This window comes from Labrenzia sp. THAF187b, from assembly GCF_009363375.1.
GTDB lineage: Bacteria > Pseudomonadota > Alphaproteobacteria > Rhizobiales > Stappiaceae > Roseibium > Roseibium algicola.
The window spans coordinates 1,736,353-1,756,091 of sequence record NZ_CP045344.1; the positions used below are offsets into that span (position 1 = coordinate 1,736,353).

At 61.9% G+C, this 19,739-nt stretch carries 17 protein-coding genes; 2 read left to right on the forward strand and 15 right to left on the reverse strand.

The annotated features are described in order from the left end of the window. Window positions 1–8 precede the first annotated feature (8 nt). The 8 genes from FIV03_RS08000 to acnA all read right to left on the reverse strand — a co-directional run bounded on the left by FIV03_RS08000 (window position 9) and on the right by acnA (window position 9,712). Entirely contained in the window at window positions 9–932 is a 924-nt protein-coding gene (locus FIV03_RS08000; protein WP_152509187.1) for an RDD family protein, read from the reverse strand. Next, entirely contained in the window at window positions 929–1,924 is a 996-nt protein-coding gene (locus FIV03_RS08005; RefSeq protein WP_152509188.1) for a stage II sporulation protein M, read from the reverse strand. The genes FIV03_RS08000 and FIV03_RS08005 overlap by 4 nt, the downstream gene beginning before the upstream one ends. Continuing rightward, entirely contained in the window at window positions 1,924–3,165 is a 1,242-nt protein-coding gene (locus tag FIV03_RS08010; protein WP_209009902.1) for a DUF58 domain-containing protein, read from the reverse strand. The genes FIV03_RS08005 and FIV03_RS08010 overlap by 1 nt, the downstream gene beginning before the upstream one ends. Window positions 3,166–3,218: 53 nt before the next feature. Then, complete coding sequence (locus FIV03_RS08015; RefSeq protein WP_023002751.1) at window positions 3,219–4,175, reverse strand: MoxR family ATPase; 957 nt, start codon at window positions 4,173–4,175, stop codon at window positions 3,219–3,221. Further along, a complete protein-coding gene (locus FIV03_RS08020) occupies window positions 4,165–5,487 on the reverse strand; it encodes a hypothetical protein (RefSeq protein WP_152509189.1) in 1,323 nt (440 codons plus the stop codon). The genes FIV03_RS08015 and FIV03_RS08020 overlap by 11 nt, the downstream gene beginning before the upstream one ends. Then, window positions 5,484–6,140 carry a DUF4129 domain-containing protein gene (locus FIV03_RS08025; protein WP_173013805.1) on the reverse strand — a complete coding sequence of 219 codons (657 nt, stop codon included), beginning with the start codon at window positions 6,138–6,140 and terminating at the stop codon, window positions 5,484–5,486. Before FIV03_RS08025 ends, FIV03_RS08020 begins: the two co-directional genes overlap by 4 nt. A gap of 142 nt (window positions 6,141–6,282) precedes the next feature. Beyond that, entirely contained in the window at window positions 6,283–6,672 is a 390-nt protein-coding gene (locus FIV03_RS08030) for a VOC family protein (RefSeq protein ID WP_173013806.1), read from the reverse strand. 364 nt (window positions 6,673–7,036) lie between these two features. Continuing rightward, window positions 7,037–9,712, reverse strand: coding sequence for an aconitate hydratase AcnA (gene acnA / locus FIV03_RS08035; protein WP_023002755.1), 2,676 nt, complete (start codon window positions 9,710–9,712; stop codon window positions 7,037–7,039). 489 nt (window positions 9,713–10,201) lie between these two features. Between acnA and FIV03_RS08040 the strand changes: the two genes are divergently transcribed. Together FIV03_RS08040 and FIV03_RS08045 are read left to right on the forward strand one after the other, a co-directional pair. Further along, the gene (locus FIV03_RS08040; protein WP_152509192.1) at window positions 10,202–12,994 is read left to right on the forward strand and encodes a bifunctional aconitate hydratase 2/2-methylisocitrate dehydratase; all 2,793 of its coding nucleotides are present in this window, start codon (window positions 10,202–10,204) and stop codon (window positions 12,992–12,994) included. A 200-nt stretch (window positions 12,995–13,194) separates the two neighbouring features. After that, the gene (locus FIV03_RS08045; protein ID WP_152509193.1) at window positions 13,195–13,794 is read left to right on the forward strand and encodes a hypothetical protein; all 600 of its coding nucleotides are present in this window, start codon (window positions 13,195–13,197) and stop codon (window positions 13,792–13,794) included. A gap of 102 nt (window positions 13,795–13,896) precedes the next feature. Here the strand turns inward: FIV03_RS08045 and queF are convergent, their stop codons facing one another. The 7 genes from queF to ispG all read right to left on the reverse strand — a co-directional run bounded on the left by queF (window position 13,897) and on the right by ispG (window position 19,605). Continuing rightward, window positions 13,897–14,364, reverse strand: coding sequence for a preQ(1) synthase (gene queF / locus FIV03_RS08050; RefSeq protein WP_152509194.1), 468 nt, complete (start codon window positions 14,362–14,364; stop codon window positions 13,897–13,899). A gap of 382 nt (window positions 14,365–14,746) precedes the next feature. Next, the gene (gene queE / locus FIV03_RS08055; RefSeq protein ID WP_152509195.1) at window positions 14,747–15,475 is read right to left on the reverse strand and encodes a 7-carboxy-7-deazaguanine synthase QueE; all 729 of its coding nucleotides are present in this window, start codon (window positions 15,473–15,475) and stop codon (window positions 14,747–14,749) included. Then, window positions 15,472–15,855 carry a 6-carboxytetrahydropterin synthase QueD gene (gene queD, locus FIV03_RS08060; protein ID WP_152509196.1) on the reverse strand — a complete coding sequence of 128 codons (384 nt, stop codon included), beginning with the start codon at window positions 15,853–15,855 and terminating at the stop codon, window positions 15,472–15,474. The genes queE and queD overlap by 4 nt, the downstream gene beginning before the upstream one ends. After that, complete coding sequence (gene queC / locus FIV03_RS08065; RefSeq protein ID WP_077291507.1) at window positions 15,848–16,537, reverse strand: 7-cyano-7-deazaguanine synthase QueC; 690 nt, start codon at window positions 16,535–16,537, stop codon at window positions 15,848–15,850. Before queC ends, queD begins: the two co-directional genes overlap by 8 nt. 160 nt (window positions 16,538–16,697) lie before the next feature. Then, window positions 16,698–17,435, reverse strand: coding sequence for a DUF429 domain-containing protein (locus tag FIV03_RS08070; RefSeq protein ID WP_152509197.1), 738 nt, complete (start codon window positions 17,433–17,435; stop codon window positions 16,698–16,700). Then, complete coding sequence (pdxY, locus tag FIV03_RS08075) at window positions 17,428–18,324, reverse strand: pyridoxal kinase (RefSeq protein WP_152509198.1); 897 nt, start codon at window positions 18,322–18,324, stop codon at window positions 17,428–17,430. The genes FIV03_RS08070 and pdxY overlap by 8 nt, the downstream gene beginning before the upstream one ends. Window positions 18,325–18,345: 21 nt before the next feature. Next, window positions 18,346–19,605 (reverse strand): flavodoxin-dependent (E)-4-hydroxy-3-methylbut-2-enyl-diphosphate synthase, encoded by a 1,260-nt coding sequence (gene ispG, locus FIV03_RS08080; protein WP_075284112.1) that lies wholly within the window; start codon window positions 19,603–19,605, stop codon window positions 18,346–18,348. Window positions 19,606–19,739: the final 134 nt, after the last annotated feature.

Here is a 19,739-nt window from a genome sequence, read left to right on the forward strand (position 1 = left end):
CGAAAGGTCTATTTTTCCTCGCCGGATTGGGCGTAGTGCTTGTTTTCCCGCTTGTCGCCGAACAGCTGGCGTTGCTCGAGATGTTCCCGCTGGGCGTTGTAGAACGCCTGCAGGAACGGCAAACGATCCACCGGAGGCACCGGCGCGGCGTAGCCGATCTTCTTGCGGATCTTTTCCACGATGGCTTCCAGGGTGGCGTTCCGCTGGTGGGCTGCTTCGGCTCCGGACGGTGTATTCTGGCCACGCAGCAGCGTTTCCAGTGTCTGCAGTTCGAAGGCGCCGTAGTGGTCGAGCTGATGGGACAGGAAGACGAACTTCTTGCGTGCTGTCCCGGTCGCGACCGTCTCGCTGGCCAGATCCTTCAAAAGCACCGGCACCGGCAGGTGAATGACATGGGTACCTGCCATCATGTCGCCAAGCCGGCGCCGGTAGCGGTTGAACAGGGGGATCATCAGCGACATGGCAACCCAGGCAAAAGCGGCAAGCGAGGCAATCGGCGTTGCCGAATCCAGCGTCAGCAAAAGCGTCCCGGGCAGGAAGATCTCCGCCTCCTTCATCAGGTTGCGCAGGACAAGCGCGCGGGCGGTCAGCGGTCCGCCGTCATGGGAAACCACCTTGATTTTCATCAGCCGTTTGCCGAGGGTCTGGCCGTTCCAGGCCAGCTCGGCCAGCACATAGTAGGGAACCCGGATCAGGAAGAACAGCAGGGCGGCAATGGCCATCAGTGTCTGCGGTGTCGTCAGGTTGATCAGAGCGAGCAGGATCACCAGGCAGGTCGCGGCAATCGCGGTCAGTATGATATCGATGAGCTGGGCAGAAAAGCGCACCCCAACACCCGCGATGGGCAGCGTCAGTGCAACGCCCTCCGGCGGCACAAGCGTTGACGCCGGTGGCCGGTCCGTCTTGGTTCGTTTCCAGAAACGCACTCTCATCGCCGGCTCCGGCCTCCTAACAGGAACCAGGACAGCCAGAGCGCACCGATCCCCCAGCCGATGATCAGCCGGGCGTCAAGGCTCTGCACCAGTTGCCGGCCGAAGCCTTCCAGAAGTGCGGCCGCCACCAGCATGATGGCTGCGACAATCGCCAGTTTCACAGCATCGCGACCGGCTTCGCGCAAGGCAACGCTGCGCGATCTGTCACCCGGAAAAAGCACCGCGGCCCCCAGTTGCAAGCCGCCGCCGCAGGCAATGCAGATGGCCGAGATTTCGGTGACGCCATGGATCGACAGCCAGCCGACGAGATCTAGACCCAGGCCCCGGTCGACGTGAAGGGCGAGGAAGGCACCCAGCGACAGGCCGTTATAGAACGTCAGCAAGACGGCAGGGGCGCAGGCGAAGACACCAAGACCGAAAACAAAGATCGCGATGCGGGTGTTGTGGGAAAACAGATAGGTCGCGAAGGCACCGAGCCCGCTTGCCTGGTCGGTGCCGTAGATGACCGAGCGCAGGGATTCCGTGGTCGCGTCCGGCCCACGGTTGCCGGCAAGTTCGGCCGGCATCATCACGTAGAACCAGTCGTTGTTCTCGAAATAGAGCAGATAACCCGTGAGGGCGCCAAGCGCCATGCACAGGAATCCGATCAGAATGTAGAACCAGGACCGGCGCATCGCCCGTGGCGCACCCTCCCTCAGGAAGTGCTCCAGCAGGCCCCCAAGCCGTTCCTGCGGGGCGTAGACGCACAGATATGCACGGGCCGTGAGCGCTTCCAGATAGCCGAGCAGGGCCTTGTCGAGCGAGATTTCGCGCGCAATCGCCAGCGAGGTCGTAGCCTGCCGGTAGAGAGAGGCAAGGTCGCGGGTCTCCGAGAATTCCATATGCTGAAGGCCCTGGCCTTCGGCCTTGCGAACCAGGGTTTCCAGCCTTTGCCAGTCGGCTTCCCGTTCCTTCCGGAACCGGGCGGAGCGCATCAGATCCTGTGTGTCCATCAGATCAGCTCCCGTGCCTTGATTTCAAGATAGGCGGAAATCAGCCGCGCGGTCACGGCATTCGGTTTGGCGTCGACGATGGTGACGCCCATTCGGGACAGTTTTTCGAACACCAGGCGGCGTTCATTGAGTGCCTGGTTGGCGGCAACAAGCGTGGCCGCGCCATCGAGATCTCCCGGTGGCGTTTCCACCAGCTTCTCAAGGTCGGGATCGCGGATTGCGACGAAGATCAGCAGGTGCCGCTTGGCCAGGATGCCGATGTTCTCCACCAGCAATTCGGCCGATGTGGTGTCGACGAAATCAGTGAAGATGATCAGCAGGCTGCGTTTGGGCGTCCGGGCGTTCAACTCGGTGAGCGCGAGGGTGTGGTTGGTTTCGCGGCTGACATAGGAAAGCTCCGCCGTCCAGCTGCGCAGCCGTGCAAACGCCGTCCTGCCCGGAGCGGGTGCGGAAAAGGTGCGCGGTTTGACGTCGTAGGAATAATAGCCGACCAGATCGCCGCCAATGGCAGCCGCCCAGGCGGTCGCCAGCGCTGCGGTCACGGCGTGGTCGATCTTCGGCAGGCCGCCGATCTCCTCGCGCATCAGATAGCCGTTGTCGAGTGCGACAATGACATGGTGATTTCGCTCGGCGCGCAATTCCTTGGCGACAAGGGAACGCCGTCGGGCCGACCGCTTCCAGTCGATCGTCTTGATGTCCATGCCCTGGACGAAATCCCGCAGTTGCTGGAATTCCGATCCTTCACCGACAGCGCGGTTTTCCTTCACGCCGTAAAGCGTCGACAGAACGGTGGTGGTGATCTGCCCGGACTGGACCATGCGGATGTTCGGGACCACGCGGATTTCTGCCCCGACGGCCAGTTTCGGCACGAACTCCAGCAATTTGAGGCGCGAGTGCCAGGATAGCCAGAGATGGTCCACGCGCCAGACGCCGCGCCGGATCGCCCGGCAGGCAACCTCCGCCCGCGAGCTGCCGTCCGCCGCAGGGGCAAACGCGAATTCCGCGTCGCCGCCGAGGCCTTCCGGCCAGTCCAGTTTCGCTCGCAGGGCCAAGGGCGCCTGGGCAAGTTCCAGTTGAAGCTTTGCCGTCTCGCCGACAAATACCTCCGCCGGAGCCTCGAACGTCAGGTTTTGCGGTCGCCGGAGTGACATGGCCATGTCGATGACGACCAGAAGCACGAGCACGATCCAGGGAACCGCGCCGATTTCACGCGCAGCACCCCCGGTGACAACCGTGATCACCGAGATGGCCAGAGCCAATGCGCCAAAGGCGAGCAGTCGTTTGGACGGCCGGATCAGCGGGGGGCCTCGATCTGGTTGAGGATGTTTTCCAGGACCTGCGCCGGGCTGCGGCCTTCGATTTCCGCCGCCGGGCCGAGAACGATCCTGTGGCGGAGGGCCGGCACGAAAAGACGCTTGACGTCGTCGGGAATGGCGTAATCGCGTCCGTTGAGCGCTGCCGTTGCCCGTGCCGCACTTGCCAGCGCGTCGGCCGCGCGGGTCGAGGCACCGAAGGCGATCTCGGAACTTTGGCGGGTCGCGCGGATCAGGCGCAGGATATAGGCGAGGATGTCATCCTTCAGGATGATGCTGTCGACCAGCGCCCTTGTTTCTTCAAGGGTGGTTGAATCGAGCACCTTGGACAGCGTGGCGGTTTCCATGCCGGCTTCCAGCGGCTTGTCCGCGTGCTGGCGCAGGATCGCCATTTCGATGTCTTCGGGCGGGAAGTCGATCACCAGCTTGAACAGGAACCGGTCGAGCTGGGCTTCCGGCAGGGGATAGGTGCCCTGCTGCTCGATGGGGTTCTGCGTTGCCACGACAATGAATTCCCGTCCGAGGGAATGATCCGTGCCGTCAATGCTGACCATGCGTTCGCTCATGGCCTGCAGCAGGGCGGCCTGGGTCTTGGGCGGGGCGCGGTTGATTTCGTCGGCCAGCAGCACCTGCGAGAATACGGGTCCCTTGGTCAGCACGAAGGCGTTGGTGCGGAAATCGAAGATCGAGGTGCCGAGCACGTCGCCGGGCATCAGGTCCGGCGTGAACTGGATACGGCCGAAATCGAGTGCCAGAGCCGCCGAGAAACTGCGGGCAAGCAGCGTCTTGGCGGTGCCGGGAGGGCCTTCCAGCAGCACGTGGCCGCGGGCAAACAAGGCGATCAGCAACAGGTCGATGATGTCGTCCTGACCGAGTACGGTTCGGCCGATCTCCGTCCGCAAGGCATCGGTCCGTTCGCGCAGCGCTTCAAGCGTCATGGGTTATTTGCTCCAATACCTGTTCCAATTGGTCGATTTGCTGGATGGCTTCCGTGGCCGGAAGCCGGGCAGGCAGTTTTCGTATGTCGGCCAGGATCGCGCGCAGGCGCGGTGCAAGGGCCGGATGCCGGCGTTCGGTGTAGGTCAGGAAGGCGTCTTCCCCGGCATAGTGGCGGGCATGGGCCGGACCGAACAGGGCAGAGGCCGTCGCCGAAATACGGGCGGTCGCATATTCGCGAATGAGAGCGCCATCCTGCCCGGAAAGCCGCATAAGCCTTGCGCGCGCCTGGACCGCCAGATCCTTGCCGGCGCCAGGTCCCGCCTCTTCGTCGCGGATGGGTCCGTAGCGGATGAAGCTGCGCCAGAGCGCCAGCCCCAGCAACAGTGCTGTGCCGAGCCACAGGGTCAGGAAGGGCGGTCCGAAGAAACGCAGCAGATCTTCCCAGGTGCGCTCGCGCTTGGGTTCGCTCACGGGATCGCGCAGCCAGGAAGAGCGGCTGTAGTCGATGACGATATTCCGGCTGCCGGCCTTTTCGGTCAGGACATCGAGGGCAATGCCGGCATTGTCGCCCAATCGCAGGCCATGGTTGTTGATCAGGTCCGGATCGGACAGCACCAGAATGCGCTCCTGTTCGCCGTCACCGGCATCGGCGAGCGGGCAATCGGCCAGCAGCATTGCGCCGGTGTCACCGACGATCGGGCGGCAGGCCTCGTTGGCGAAGGTCTGGGCGGCGTAGATCTCCGCCCGCAAGGGCTCGCCTTGCTGTGACTGGTACCGGAAGTCGGAGAAGGGCCGACTTGCGGCGGCAATTTTCGTGCCGCTGGTGCCGGTCACCTTGTTGACGATTGTCTGAAGACGGTCCGCCTCAACCTTCAGGAAAGGGTGGGCAAGGCCGGTCAGGCGCATCCCGCTGCGCCATTTCGGCAGCACAAGCAGGGTTGGAACGCGCTCGGCCTTTTCCAGGACGACGGCGGTCGCCAGATCGTATTCGTCCTGCTGCAGCAGCAGTTCTTCCTTGGTACGGGGGCTGCTGCGTTCGCTGTCCGGCAGCGTATCGTAAAGCGGTACCACAAGCAGGCCGACCGCTGTCTGGTCCATCAGCCAGCCGCCGGCAAAATTCTGCGCACTGGCCCCATTTGTCGCCAGCCAGACCTGCAGGCCGTCCAGCCCGGCGGGCGAGCGGCGTAAGACCTGCTGGCGCTGGGACAGGATGTACCAGCCGGCAATCAGAACCGCGACGCAGATCAGTGCGATGACGGCGGTTTCAAGGCTCGGGCCCTTCGGCCGCGTATTTGCAGCGCTCTCGCTCATGCCGCCTCCGGACCCAGCAGGTAGCGACAGTTCGCAACGTGGTCGTTGAACTCTTCTTCGCTGACGTTCCTGCCGCCGAATTGCACTCGTTCGGCCATGGTCACAAGCTTGCGCAGCAGTTCCCTCGCCTGGCTTTCGGGCAACTGGCGCAAGGCGTCGCGTGCCGTCCAGCTGCGCTGCATCAGGATGCCGTTGGCTGCAATGGCGGTGGCCAGCACCTTTTGCGTCAGCAGCACAAGGGCCCTCTGCCGGTCTTCCATGCGCAGGATCTCGTCAAGCGGGGCGAGCTTTTCCGCCCAGATCGGGGCCTGTCCGCGGATTCGGGGGCGGGTGCTGTCGGGATTGCCGGCCTCACGGCCTAGCGACACCGTGAACCGTCCACCGAACCGCAGGAAGAAATAGGCAACGGCAACAAGGATGCCGCCTACGATAAGGCCCGGAATCCAGCGGTTGTCGATGGTCGGGTCTGCCTGATCCGCCGCAGGTTTCGGCGGCTCCTGGGTGGTGTCCAGTTTGGGTGGCGGTGCGGAGGGGTCGAAATAGGCCACGTCCGTATCGATCCCGCGTAAACGGATTGCGCGCAGGTACTCCGTGCCCGAGTCGCCGATTTCAAGCGGTTCCTGAACGGCTTCTTGTGCATATGAGGGGAGCAACGTCCCTGAAAGGATCAATAAAAAACAGACGATCAAAAATCGGCGCATGACGGGTTTATTAGCGGCTCGGTCTGAGCTTCGCAACCGACAGCTGCTGCCAGGGTTCCGTTCGGATCACGCTCCCCGTTTTTACCCAGGGCATTCACTGCCCGATCCGCTCCAGATGCTCGCCGAAATAGAGCATGTTCCCGTCCGGGTCCCTTGCGCCGAATTCGCGCATGTCCCAGGGCCGGTCGGTGATCGCCTCGGCGATATCGGCGCCCGCTTCTGTCACCGAGGTGTAATAGCCGTCGATCCCGGCCACGAAGCAATAGGCCGTCGCCGGATGCCGTCCGGGCCCGGCCGACAGATGCAATTCGACATGGTCCCGGCACAAAATGGCATAGCGGACGGGCTCGGCCTCCGTATCCGCCCATTCGAACCGGCTCTCGAACAGGAGCCTGTTCCGGTAATAGGCGAGGGCGGCCTTCAGGTCGGAAACCGGAAAGACCGGAGCGATATGGGAGAGATGCGGTGGTTTGGTATCTGGCATGAGGAAACCTCCGGAACTGCCTGAGGTTGAGCCTGACGGACTTTTCCACCAGTGGCAAATAACAAAAGCGCCCTGCAGGGTCCGCGGCCAGACGACTAACTCTCGGCTGGTCATTCCGGGCGGTCTGCAGCGTAGCTGCATGGCCCGATCCGGAATCCAGCGTGTCAGCGTGAGCGAAAGCGAGCACAAACTCGAACAAGCATCCGACACTTAAAAAAGACGCGCCTGCGGCGCGAAGCATGCGCTGGGTTCCGGATCAGCGCGCAGCTTCGCTGCACTTGTCCGGAATGACTCGCTGGGGGGTATCAAAAAAACGGGCCCCTCAGGGCCCGCTTCGATCTCACTTGACTTGAAAAGCCGGCCCTCAGCTCGTCACGAGGTTCCTGAGCACATAGTGCAGAATGCCGCCGGCCTTGATGTATTCCAGCTCGTCCAGCGTATCGACACGGCACAGGCACTCGATGGTCTTGGTGGTGCCGTCCTCATAGGTGACTTCGACGTCCATCATCTGGCGTGGCTGGATGTCGGCGATGCCCTTGATGGTCACGCGTTCCTTGCCGGTGATGTTGTGCGACTGCCAGCTTTCGCCTTCCTTGAAGGTGAGCGGGATGACGCCCATGCCGACCAGGTTGGAACGGTGGATACGCTCGAAGGACTGCGCGATGACCGCACGCACGCCGAGGAGGTTGGTGCCCTTCGCGGCCCAGTCACGGGACGAGCCCGTGCCGTATTCCTTGCCGGCGAAGATGACCAGCGGAACACCTGCTTCCTTGTATTCCATGCAGGCGTCGTAGATCCATTCCTTCTTGCCGTCCTTCATGGTGACGCCGCCTTCGACACCCGGAACCATCTGGTTCTTGATGCGGATGTTGGCGAAGGTGCCGCGCATCATGACTTCATGGTTGCCGCGGCGCGAGCCATAGGAGTTGAAGTCCTTCTGGGCGACCTGGTGCTCGGACAGGTATTTGCCTGCCGGGCTGTCCAGCTTGATCGAGCCGGCCGGTGAAATGTGGTCGGTGGTGATCGAATCCAGGAACAGGCCCATGACCGCCGCATTCTCGATGTCCTGAAGCGGCTTCGGCTCCATGGTCATGCCTTCGAAGTAGGGCGGGTTCTGGACGTAGGTCGAGGACACCGGCCAGGAGTAGGTCAGGCCGCCTTCCACCTTGATGCCCTGCCAGTGCTCGTCGCCCTTGAAGACGTCGGAATAGCGGGTGCGGAACATCTCCTCGTTGATCGAGGCGCGGATGAGGTCGGTGATCTCTTCCGTGGTTGGCCAGATGTCCTTCAGGTAGACCGGGTTGCCGTCCTGATCCTCGCCGAGAGGATCCTCGGTGATGTTGATGTTCAGGTTGCCTGCAAGGGCATAGGCGACCACCAGCGGCGGCGAGGCCAGGTAGTTGGCGCGCACGTCCGGATTGACGCGACCTTCGAAGTTGCGGTTGCCGGACAGCACCGAGCAGGCAATCAGGTCGTTGTCGTTGACCGCCTTGGAGATCGCCGGGTCCAGCGGACCGGAGTTGCCGATACAGGTGGTGCAGCCGTAGCCGGCCAGCGTGAAGCCGAGCGCGTCGAGATCGTCCTGAACGCCGGCCTTTTCGAGGTAGTCGGTCACCACCTGGGATCCGGGGGCCAGGGAGGTTTTCACCCATGGCTTCACCTTCAGGCCCTTCTTCAGCGCGTTGCGGGCCACGAGGCCGGCACCGATCAGAACGGACGGGTTGGAGGTGTTGGTGCAGGACGTGATGGCGGCGATCACAACGTCGCCGTTGCCGATGTCGTAGTCCTTGCCTTCAACGGCAACGCGCTTGGACAACTCGCCTGCCTTCTTGAATTCGTCCGTCATGGTCTTGGCGAAACCGGCTGCGGCATCGGCAAGATTGATACGATCCTGCGGGCGCTTCGGTCCGGAAATCGACGGAACGACGGTGGAAATGTCGAGTTCCAGCGTGTCGGTGAAGACCGGCTCCTCGCCGCCGGAGCGGTACATGCCCTGTGCCTTGGAGTATTCGGCAACCAGGGCGACGCGGTCCTTGTCGCGGCCGGTGGCTTCCAGGTACTTCAGGGTTTCCTTGTCGACCGGGAAGAAGCCGCAGGTCGCGCCGTACTCCGGCGCCATATTGGCGATGGTGGCCGCATCTTCCAGCGACAGGTTGTCGAGGCCGGGGCCATAGAACTCGACGAATTTGCCGACGACGCCCTTCTGGCGCAGCATTTCCACGACGCGCAGCACGAGGTCGGTCGCGGTGATGCCCTCGTTCAGCTTGCCGGTCAGCTTGAAGCCGACGACTTCCGGGATCAGCATGGAGATCGGCTGGCCGAGCATGGCGGCTTCCGCCTCGATGCCGCCGACGCCCCAGCCCAGAACCGCCAGGCCGTTGACCATGGTGGTGTGGCTGTCGGTGCCGACCAGCGTGTCGGGATAGGCGACGGTTTCACCGTCCTCGTCCCTGGTCCAGACGGTCTGGGCCAGGTACTCCAGGTTCACCTGGTGGCAGATGCCGGTTCCCGGGGGCACGGCACGGAAATTGTTGAAGGCGGACTGGCCCCAGCGTAGGAACTCGTAGCGCTCGCGGTTGCGCTCGTATTCAAGTTCGACGTTCTGCCTGAAGGCGTCCTTGGTGCCGAAATAGTCGATCATCACCGAGTGGTCGATGACAAGGTCGACCGGAACCAGCGGGTTGACCTTCTCCGGGTCGCCGCCGAGCTTCACGGCAGCATCGCGCATGGCGGCAAGGTCGACCACGGCCGGAACACCGGTGAAGTCCTGCATCAGCACGCGGGCCGGGCGATAGGAGATCTCGTGATCAGACTTGCGGGTCTTCAGCCATTCGGCGCAGGCAAGGATATCTGCCTTGGTCACCGTGCGGCCGTCTTCGAAGCGCAGCAGGTTCTCAAGCACCACCTTCAGCGAGAACGGTAGCCTGGAAACGCCTTCGAGGCCGTTCTTCTCCGCTTCGGGAATGGAAAAATAGGTGTAGGTCTTGCCGCCGGCGGTCAGTGTTTTCTTACACTTGAAGCTGTCGAGGGACTGGGTCACGACGTGCGATCTCCTTTATTGTCCAAAAGGCCCGGGCCGCGTGTGCACCGGTGCCTGGCATACTCTCTCAAGGCTCCGGAAACAGAGCTGCAGCGCTCTGTCATCCGGCATCCTTCCGCGCGGATACGATGAGAGCCTCTCCCTCAGTCGCCGCCGCAAATTGATGCGCCGCACCTATAGCAATCTTTGGCTACGACCACCAGACACGACGCCGCCGCCGTTGTCGAGACTTCGGTTGAAGTTTCAGCCTCTTGAAACGGCGTCGTCCGGAAATTGAAGCCAGAAAACACCTTCGGAAATTCGAAAATGCGATCTTGGGTGCATGCAGATGCGCCAACCGGTATATAGACATCATTTATTGGATGGGAAGATATTGCATACCATTGTATACTGAATTAAAACGCCGCTCAGCTAGCCTGTCCCGGCCCGCCAGACCTCACGGCGATCCGGAAGCCAGGCTTCAAACAACACCAGGACGCCGGGATCATCATGAGCTTGTATGAAGACTACCTGAAAGAGATCGAAACGCGCAAAGGCCAGGGTCTGCATCCCAAGCCCATCGAAGACGCTGCTCTCGTTGAAGAGATCGTCGCGCAGATCAAGGATACCGGTAACCAGCACCGGCAAGAGTCGCTCAAGTTCTTCATCTACAACACGCTGCCAGGCACCACGAGCGCTGCCGGCGCGAAGGCGAAGTTCCTGAAGGAAATCATCCTCGGCACGTCTGTTGTTGATGAGATCACCCCGGCGTTTGCCTTCGAACTCCTGTCCCACATGAAGGGCGGCCCTTCCGTCGAGGTTCTGCTGGACCTGGCTCTTGGCGACGATGCCCAGATCGCCAGGGACGCGGCTGAAGTCCTGAAGACGCAGGTTTTCCTCTACGACGCCGATACGGACCGGTTGAAGGCCGCCTATGAGGCCGGCAACGAAATCGCCAAGGACATTCTGGAAAGCTACGCTCAGGCCGAGTTCTTCACCAAGCTTCCGGACATCGACGAGGAAATCAAGGTCGTCACCTATGTCGCCGCCGAAGGCGACATTTCCACCGACCTTCTGTCCCCCGGCAACCAGGCGCATTCGCGTTCCGACCGCGAGCTGCACGGCAAGTGCATGATCTCCGAAGCGGCCCAGAAGGAAATCGAGGCGCTCAAGCTGCAGCATCCGGGCAAGCGCGTCATGCTGATTGCCGAAAAGGGCACCATGGGTGTGGGGTCGTCCCGCATGTCCGGCGTCAACAACGTCGCCCTGTGGACCGGCAAGCAGGCCAGCCCCTATGTTCCGTTCGTGAACATTGCCCCGGTCGTTGCCGGCACCAACGGCATTTCACCGATCTTCCTGACCACCGTCGGTGTCACCGGCGGCATCGGCATTGACCTGAAGAACTGGGTCAAGAAGCTGGACGAGAACGGTAAGCCGATCCTGAACAATGACGACAGCCCGGTTCTGGAACAGAAATATTCCGTCGAGACCGGCACGGTGCTGACCATCAACACCAAGACCAAGAAGCTCTACAACGACGCCGGTGACGAAGAACTGACCGATGTCGCTTCCGCGCTGACCCCGCAGAAGGTCGAGTTCATGAAGGCCGGTGGTTCCTACGCCATCGTCTTCGGCAAGAAGCTGCAGAGCTTTGCCGCAGAAACCCTCGGCATCGAGATGCCGCCAGTGTTCGCACCCAACAAGGAAGTGTCGCACGAAGGCCAGGGCCTGACGGCTGTCGAGAAGATCTTCAACCGGAACGCTGTCGGCGTTGCGGAAGGTAAGGTGCTGCATGCCGGTTCCGACGTTCGTGTGAAGGTCAACATCGTCGGCTCGCAGGACACGACCGGCCTGATGACTTCCCAGGAACTGGAAGCCATGGCGGCAACGGTGATCGCACCGACCGTCGACGGCGCCTACCAGTCCGGCTGTCACACGGCTTCGGTCTGGGATCTGAAGGCACAGGCCAACATTCCGAAGCTGATGAACTTCATGAACAAGTTCGGCCTCATCACCGCACGCGATCCCAAGGACGTCTATCACCCGCTGACGGACGTGATCCACAAGGTGCTGAACGACATTACCGTCGATGACTGGGCGATCATCATCGGCGGCGACAGCCACACCCGCATGTCCAAGGGCGTTGCCTTCGGCGCGGATTCGGGCACGGTCGCGCTGGCACTGGCCACGGGCGAAGCAACCATGCCGATCCCGGAATCGGTGAAAGTGACCTTCAAGGGCACCATGAAGGATCACATGGACTTCCGTGACGTCGTTCATGCCACCCAGGCGCAGATGCTGAAGCAGTTCGGCGACAACGTCTTCCAGGGCCGCATCATCGAAGTGCACATCGGTACGCTGCTGGCCGACCAGGCGTTCACCTTCACCGACTGGACCGCGGAAATGAAGGCCAAGGCCTCCATCTGCATCTCCAACGACGACACCCTGATCGAATCCCTGGAAATTGCCAAGAGCCGTATCCAGATCATGATCGACAAGGGCATGGACAACGCCAACAAGGTACTGCAGGGCCTGATCGACAAGGCCGACAAGCGCATTGCCGAAATCCGCTCCGGCGAGAAGCCGGCCCTGACGCCGGACGACAGCGCGAAGTATTTCGCGGAAGTCGTGGTGGATCTGGACCTGATCGACGAACCGATGATCGCCGACCCGGACGTGAACAACGAGGATGTCTCCAAGCGTTACACCCACGACACGATCCGCCCGGTTTCCTATTACCGCGGCGAGAAGAAGGTCGATCTGGGTTTCGTCGGTTCGTGCATGGTGCACAAGGGCGACATGAAGATCGTCGCCCAGATGCTCAAGAACCTCGAAAAGACCAACGAGAAAGTCGAGTTCAAGGCACCGCTCGTGGTGGCTGCACCGACCTACAACATCATCGACGAGCTGAAGGAAGAAGGCGACTGGAGCATTCTGCAGAAATACTCCGGTTTCGAATTCGACGACAACTCGCCGAAGAACACCGCCCGCACCGAATACGAGAACATTCTCTACCTTGAGCGTCCTGGCTGTAACCTTTGCATGGGCAACCAGGAAAAGGCCGCCAAGGGCGACACGGTTCTGGCAACCTCCACGCGTCTCTTCAAGGGCCGCGTCGTGGAAGATTCTTCCGAGAAAAAGGGCGAATCCCTGCTGGCCTCGACGCCGGTCGTGGTTCTGTCGGCCATCCTCGGCCGGACGCCGAGCCTCGACGAGTACAAGGCAGCTGTCGAAGGGATCGATCTGACCAAGTTCGCTCCGCCGAACCAGAAGCCGCTCGACGCACGGTCGGTTCATTTCTAAGAGCAAGCTGCGTTCATTCGGAACACAGACGCAATCTGGGGCCGCCCGATCGATACCGATCGGGCGGCCCTGCTGCATTTGCGGGTCAGGACGGGACGTTGAAGCCAACGAGATGATTGTTTGGCGGCAGGAAAAAGTGTTCCATGGGAATGGCCGGTGAATTTGGCCGATTTCTTAAATTCATTTCCATGGGGGCTTTCATGAAATACCGCGTGCCCGCAGTTCTATTTCTTCTTGCCAGCTCTATGCAGAGCGCTCTGGCTGACCCGTGTCAGGATCGTTTCACGGAACTCTATCTGCAACTCGATCAGACGACGCCGACCAAGACCCAGGTGACCACCGCCTTCAAGGGCGCGCCGCCAACCACCAATGACTTTTTCTACCTGTCGCAAGATCACTATCTGACCGTGCCGACCTCACCGGAAGGCCCCTGGGTGCTTGGCTACGGCAACGTGCTCTACCAATCCGCAGACCAGGGGTCGACCTGGGAAAAGATCCGCGAGATGGATACCGGCCAGAACGCGGATCAGGCACGTGTCGACAAGGAAACGAACGCAGCCACTATCCGCAACGCGGCCTGCAGCGAGGAAGAGCTGGAGGGCGAGGCCGTGGAGGTGGTGGCCGCGGATATCACCGTCAGCCAGGGCATGGTCACGGAAAACCGCTATACCTACTATGTCCGCCGCAGTGACGATTTCATCGTCAAGGCGATCTACGACAGCAAGGCCCCGTCTTTCGAGATGGTCACCACCCAGGTGATCGAAAAAGCCCCTGGCCTGAACCTGCCGGTGCCGGAGTAGGTAAATCGTTCAGGGTGCAGCGAGTCCTGGCGTTGATCGATGGTTCCGAATTCCTGCCCGGACCTCGGGATCGTCGTATCCGCGCAGGCAGCCGAGCTTGCCTTAGCCGCGTCCGCGATAGGGGGCAACGCCCTGGTCGGGGATCCAGACGCCGTCCGGAGCGGGGCCGGTCTGGTAGAAGACGTCGATCGGGATGCCGCCGCGCGGGTACCAATAGCCGCCGATGCGAAGCCACTCCGGATCGAGCAGGTCGACCAGGCGCTTGCCGATGGAAACCGTGCAGTCCTCGTGGAAGGCGCCGTGGTTACGGAAGGAGCCGAGGAACAGTTTCAGCGACTTGCTCTCGACCAGGAAATCACGCGGCACATAGTCGATCACCAGATGAGCGAAGTCCGGCGCACCGGTGATCGGGCAGAGCGAAGTGAATTCCGGGGCGACGAAGCGGACCATGTAGCCCGTGCCAGCCTGCGGGTTCGGCACTTTTTCCAGAACCGCCTTGTCGGGATCGTCAGGAAGTTCGGTGGAAGACCCGAGCTGGATCAGGTTCTCGTAGATGCTCTTGTCGGACATGACTGTCTCCTGATTTTGAGCCCGTTCCGGGGACACGCTTTTGCGCTGTCGGTGGATGGGCTCCGTGTTCTTGAATGAACTCGCAAAGACCCAGAATTTGGGTTTTCGCTTCCCTGCGTCCTCATCCTGAGGAGGACCGTCAGGTCCGTCTCGAAGGATGGGCCGCTTGTTCTGTGCGTGCCGCCCATCCTTCGAGCCGCCGCTGGAGCGTCTCTCCTCAGGATGAGGGAGCGGTTTTGAAAAGCTTCCTCTCCGTCGTCATCCCGGACGAAGATCCGGGATCGGAGAGGCGAAGGCCTGTCGATTCTGCTCGCGACACCGTTGGCTTCCCGGTCCCGGCTCGCGCTACGCTCGGCCGGGATGACGCCGGAAAGGCCGGTTCCTAAACCCCGCGCAAATTGCCCCAGATCATCGTGTGAAGCTGCGGCAGGACGGTGGCTGCATACCATCTGTCGGAGGTAACCCGGTCCACAAGCCAGCGCATGCGCTCCATGATGCCGGCCATGTCGATGGTGGCATCGGTGTCGGCTGCCGCCGGCGGGGTGTGGTTGCCCGGCTGCAGGAAGCAGCTGAGGTGCGGATAACGGTCTGAGACGTCCCGTGCGAAGGCATAGTCCGCCTCGTCGAAGACGACGACCTTCAGGACTGTCTGCGTCTCAGGCCCTGCGGCCTCGACGCATTCCGCCAGGCGCTGCCAGTCGGTGACCATGCCCGAGGACGGCGGTTTCGGGCTCAGCGTCAGGACGTCGAGATCGGCAAACCAGTCCTTGGCGAGGCTGCCCTGTGTTTCCAGCGCGAAACGGTAACCCTCTTTCCGGCCGAGCTCGATCAGGCCACCCAGCGGCTGGATCGCCGGATTGCCACCGGAAAGCGACACTGTCAGCGGATTGCCGCCGGACAGGATCTCCACCTGCATCAGGATGGCTTCCGGCGTCATCGGACACCATTCGTCCCGATGAGCGCTGTCGACCGCATGCAGCGTGTCGCACCAGGAGCAGCGGTAATCGCAGCCGCCAGTGCGCACGAACACGGTGGGTTGGCCAATCAGGGCGCCTTCGCCCTGAATGGTGGGGCCAAATATTTCGCTGACCCGGATCTGTTCGATACTCATGCCGCACGCGCCCCCGGATAGAAGAGGGGTCGGAATTCGGCGCAGGTCTTCGGCGTTTCCTTCACGCGAACGGCCGAGGTTTCCGGCCAGCGCTGGCGGCACCAGTTGTAGAAATAGCGCGCCATGGTCTCGGCGGTCACGCAATCATCGCCCAGCACGTCATTCAGGTGCCGGTGGTCGAGCGTGTCGTCGATGAAGCGCTTGAATTCGGAAAGTTCGCGGTAATCGCGCACGAAGCCGATGCCGTTCAGCTCTTCCGACATCAGCTCCACCTCGACCACATAGTTGTGGCCATGCAGGCGGGCGCAGGGGTGGTCTTCTCCCAGGCCAAGGATCTGGTGGCTGGCGGAGAAGTGGAATTCCTTGGTGATCCTAAACATTGCACGCCTCCTTCCAGAACGCTTCGTCTGCGTAGACCGTCGGGTCGATGCCGCCGGCAAGGTGAAAGGCTTCGCGCCGTTCCACGCAGGTGCCGCAGCGCCCGCAGTGAACCTCGCCGCCCTTGTAGCAGGACCAGGTCTTGCGATAGTCGACGCCAAGCCTCAGTCCTTCGGCGGCGATGTCCGCCTTGGAGGTGTGGACGTAAGGCGTGAATAGGCTGATCTCGCCCATGCCTTCCAGCGCGTGGCGCTGCATGGTCTCGAAGCTTTCGGTGAAGGCCGGACGGCAGTCCGGATAGATGAAGTGGTCGCCGCCATGAACGGCGGTCGCGACCGCTTCGGCACCGCGCGCGCTGGCAATGCCGAAGGCAATGGAAAGCATGATCGCGTTGCGGTTCGGTACAACGGTGATCTTCATGGTTTCCTCGGCATAATGCCCGTCCGGCACGTCCAGATCGTCGGTCAGCGCCGAGCCGGTCAGCTGGCGGCCGATATTGGAAATGTCGATCAGGATATGCTCGGTGTTCAGCTCATCGGCACAGGCCTTCGCGTAGTCCAGCTCCTTCTTGTGGCGCTGGCCATAGTCGAAAGATACGAGGCCGATCAGCTCGTGTTCCCGCGCAACCTTGTGCGCAAGGGTGACGGAATCCATTCCGCCGGAACAGATGACAAGTGTTTTCAACGATGTGGTCCCTTGTTTTCGCTGGCACCGGGTAGGCTGCGACCGGTGGTTCCCTTTTGGGGAACGGCGCGCGTTTTAGCAGGTTTTGGCGAAAAGGGAAGGGTGAGGCATGCCTTGAAGGATTTTCAGGAAAAGCAGGAAAATCGACAACGCGGGCGCTTTAGGCCCAGATTGCCATCCTCAGGCCGCGCTCATCACGGCGGAAGTCCTTCGGAAACGGTTCCGCTTCTCCCCGAAAGATCCGCTCGGCAATCAGGCTGTTGGCGGCGGCATCCAGAAGGTCGTCGCGGCCGCAGCCGCGCGGTGGCCTCTGGTCGAGGAACTCTCCGGGCAACCCCTTGGAGACGAGAAGGTCCCGCCGCTGGTCAAGGCCGTGCGGGTTGGCGCGGCTCTTGACCTTTTTGGGCAGGCTCATTTCCGCGCCGCCGTTGAGGCGCCAGAAGGCAAGTTCCGGGTGAACCTCGTGGACGCGTGTCTCCAGCTCCGGTGTCATCAGGGCGTCGATTTCCTGTATTTTCGGGAACAGGAAGAAACACTGCTTGGAGACTTTTTTAGGCGGTTCGGACGTGGCGAGTGCCGTGTTGCAGGCCTTCAGGTAGTCGTCTTCATAAACAGCGGGGCGGGCGGGTACGGTAAACACCGAGGATTGGCGCATGCCAAGGTGCTTGCGAGCAGCCTTTTCCGGGCCGCGACCGCCAGGGCCGATGCGGTCTGGCAAGCCGATGGGCATGTCGACAGCGACAATGGCAAGATGCGGGGTGTGTCCGACAATATCCGCGAAGGTCGGAAAGACGATCAGATCCAGATCGGCGGGGTCTTCCAGATTGCGGATGACCGCAATCCAGCCGGCCTTGCAGCCGTCGACGCCGGCAACCCTTGTGCCTGCCCCGTCAGGCACGGGCCTTTGCTTCCAGAACCCGGCGCGAGGTGACGAGGGCCATTGCCTTCACCACGGAGTTCTGCTCCTCGGCGAACAGCAATTCGTCCGCGCCCTTGCGCACGCTGCGGGCAACCAGCTCAAAAACGGAGGCCGACGCACGTTTCAACGCTTCCTCGTCGTTTTGTCCGGCCAGAAGGTTGGCCAGGAACAGGCCTGCGATCAGGTCTCCGGTGCCGTGCGGTGGATTGGCGATGGAAGCATGCTCGGCTGCAACGGCGCCGCGCGGGCCTGCCAGAAGGTTGGCAATGGCATTGCGGCGCAAGGCTGGCGAAGAGGTCACCATCACGCGCTCGTTGCCGAGAACCCGGGCGGCAGCGAGAGCCTGCATTTCGCTGTCGATCTCGCGGCCCGTCAGCCAGCCGAGTTCAAAGGCATTGGGCGTGACGACATCGGCCAGGGGCACCAGCTGGTCTCGGATTGCCTCGGCCGTTGCCGTGGGCACATAAAGGTTGCCGCTGCCGTCGTGCTGGTCGCCCATGACCGGATCGCACAGGTATGGCGCATCCGGATTGTGGGTCTTGACGGCCTTCACAAGTGACGCGATGGCAGCCGCCTGTTCCGGATTGCCGAGATAGCCGGAAATCACCGCGCCGACTTCTGCCAGTTTCGGGGACGCGGCAAGATCCTCAACAATGGCAGTGAAGTCTGCTGCAGGGGCGACGATGCGAGTGCCCTTGCCCTGTCCCGGATGCCAGGGCAGCAGGATGGTCGGCAGAAACCAGACATCGTGGCCGATCCGTTCCAGCGCGAAGGTCAGACCGCGACCGCTGATACCGCCACGGACTACCTGGGAGGTGATCACCAGAACCGGCTTTTTCTGTGGCTCGGGGGCGCCCGGCTGCATCATGGGATGGTGTTCCTTCCGGGGTCAGGCAGCGTCGGAAGACGACTTGCTGCCGGTGCCGTAGCGCTTTTCGATATAGTCCAGAACCATCTGCTTGAACTCGTCGGCAATGCCGGGACCTCGCAGGGTCATGACCTTCTCGCCATCGATGAAGACAGGGGCCGACGGTGTTTCGCCGGTGCCGGGCAGGGAAATGCCGATGTCGGCATGCTTGGATTCGCCCGGGCCGTTGACGATGCAGCCCATCACGGCCACGTTGAGGCTTTCAACGCCCGGATATTGTTCACGCCACTTGGGCATGGACACGCGGATGTGGTCCTGAATGTCCTGGGCCAGTTCCTGGAAAACCGTGGAAGTGGTGCGGCCACAGCCCGGGCAGGCGGCCACCACCGGCACGAAGGCGCGGAAACCCATCACCTGCAAAAGCTCCTGAGCTACCTGCACCTCGCGGGTGCGGTCGCCGCCCGGTTCCGGTGTCAGCGACACGCGGATGGTGTCGCCAATGCCCTGCTGCAGGAGAATGCCCATGGAAGCGGCGGACGAAACGATGCCCTTGGTGCCCATGCCGGCTTCGGTGAGGCCGAGATGCAGGGCATAGTCGCAGCGACGGGCGAGATCGGCATAAACGGCGATCAGGTCCTGCACCTGGCTGACCTTGGCCGAGAGAATGATCTTGTCACGGCCCATGCCGAGGCCTTCGGCGCGCTCGGCGGACAGAAGCCCGGACTGGATAATCGCTTCGCGCATGACGGCCGCTGCTGAAACCGGATTTGCACTTTCGGCATTCTCGTCCATCAGCTTCGTCAGAAGCTCCTGATCGAGTGAGCCCCAGTTGACGCCGATCCGGACCGCCTTGTCGTGCTTCTGTGCGATGTCGATGATCTGCGAGAACTGCGTGTCGCGCTTGGCCTTGAAGCCGACGTTGCCCGGGTTGATGCGATACTTGTCGAGCGCGGCGGCGCAATCGGGATAGTCGGTCAGCAGCTTGTGGCCGATGTAGTGGAAGTCGCCGACGAGCGGCACCGTGATGCCGATCCGCTCCAGCCGTTCCTTGATCCGCGGCACCTGGGCGGCCGCTTCCGCGCGGTCCACGGTGATGCGGACGATTTCGGAGCCGGCACGGGCGAGCGCGGCCACCTGTGCGACGGTCGCATCGGCATCCGCCGTGTCTGTATTGGTCATGGATTGCACCACGATGGGTGCATCGCCGCCAACCATCACATTGCCGACCTTCACACCGACGGAGGAGCGGCGGGGCAGGGCTTTCGCGAAATCATCGATCATCACAGGAACCAACGGGTTTTGAGCGTTTGCCCCTCATATGAGGGAACTGGGGCCGACTTTCCAGCGCATGATTAGGGCGTGCGGCAAAAAAGGGCAATGGCAGAGCCGCGGCAAAGGCAGGTCGATCTTCAGGC

Bases quoted from the DNA above. Each gene is read 5' to 3' on its own strand.
- pdxY (WP_152509198.1), bottom strand. From the start codon at position 18,324: ATGATGCAGCCGGGCGCCCCCGAGCCACAGAAAAAGCCGGTTCTGGTG.
- FIV03_RS08000 (WP_152509187.1), bottom strand. From the start codon at position 932: ATGAGAGTGCGTTTCTGGAAACGAACCAAGACGGACCGGCCACCGGCG.
- queD (WP_152509196.1), bottom strand. From the start codon at position 15,855: ATGTTTAGGATCACCAAGGAATTCCACTTCTCCGCCAGCCACCAGATC.
- FIV03_RS08020 (WP_152509189.1), bottom strand. From the start codon at position 5,487: ATGAGCGAGAGCGCTGCAAATACGCGGCCGAAGGGCCCGAGCCTTGAA.
- queF (WP_152509194.1), bottom strand. From the start codon at position 14,364: ATGTCCGACAAGAGCATCTACGAGAACCTGATCCAGCTCGGGTCTTCC.
- FIV03_RS08015 (WP_023002751.1), bottom strand. From the start codon at position 4,175: ATGACGCTTGAAGCGCTGCGCGAACGGACCGATGCCTTGCGGACGGAG.
- FIV03_RS08040 (WP_152509192.1), top strand. From the start codon at position 10,202: ATGAGCTTGTATGAAGACTACCTGAAAGAGATCGAAACGCGCAAAGGC.
- FIV03_RS08030 (WP_173013806.1), bottom strand. From the start codon at position 6,672: ATGCCAGATACCAAACCACCGCATCTCTCCCATATCGCTCCGGTCTTT.
- ispG (WP_075284112.1), bottom strand. From the start codon at position 19,605: ATGATCGATGATTTCGCGAAAGCCCTGCCCCGCCGCTCCTCCGTCGGT.
- FIV03_RS08045 (WP_152509193.1), top strand. From the start codon at position 13,195: ATGAAATACCGCGTGCCCGCAGTTCTATTTCTTCTTGCCAGCTCTATG.
- FIV03_RS08005 (WP_152509188.1), bottom strand. From the start codon at position 1,924: ATGGACACACAGGATCTGATGCGCTCCGCCCGGTTCCGGAAGGAACGG.
- queE (WP_152509195.1), bottom strand. From the start codon at position 15,475: ATGAGTATCGAACAGATCCGGGTCAGCGAAATATTTGGCCCCACCATT.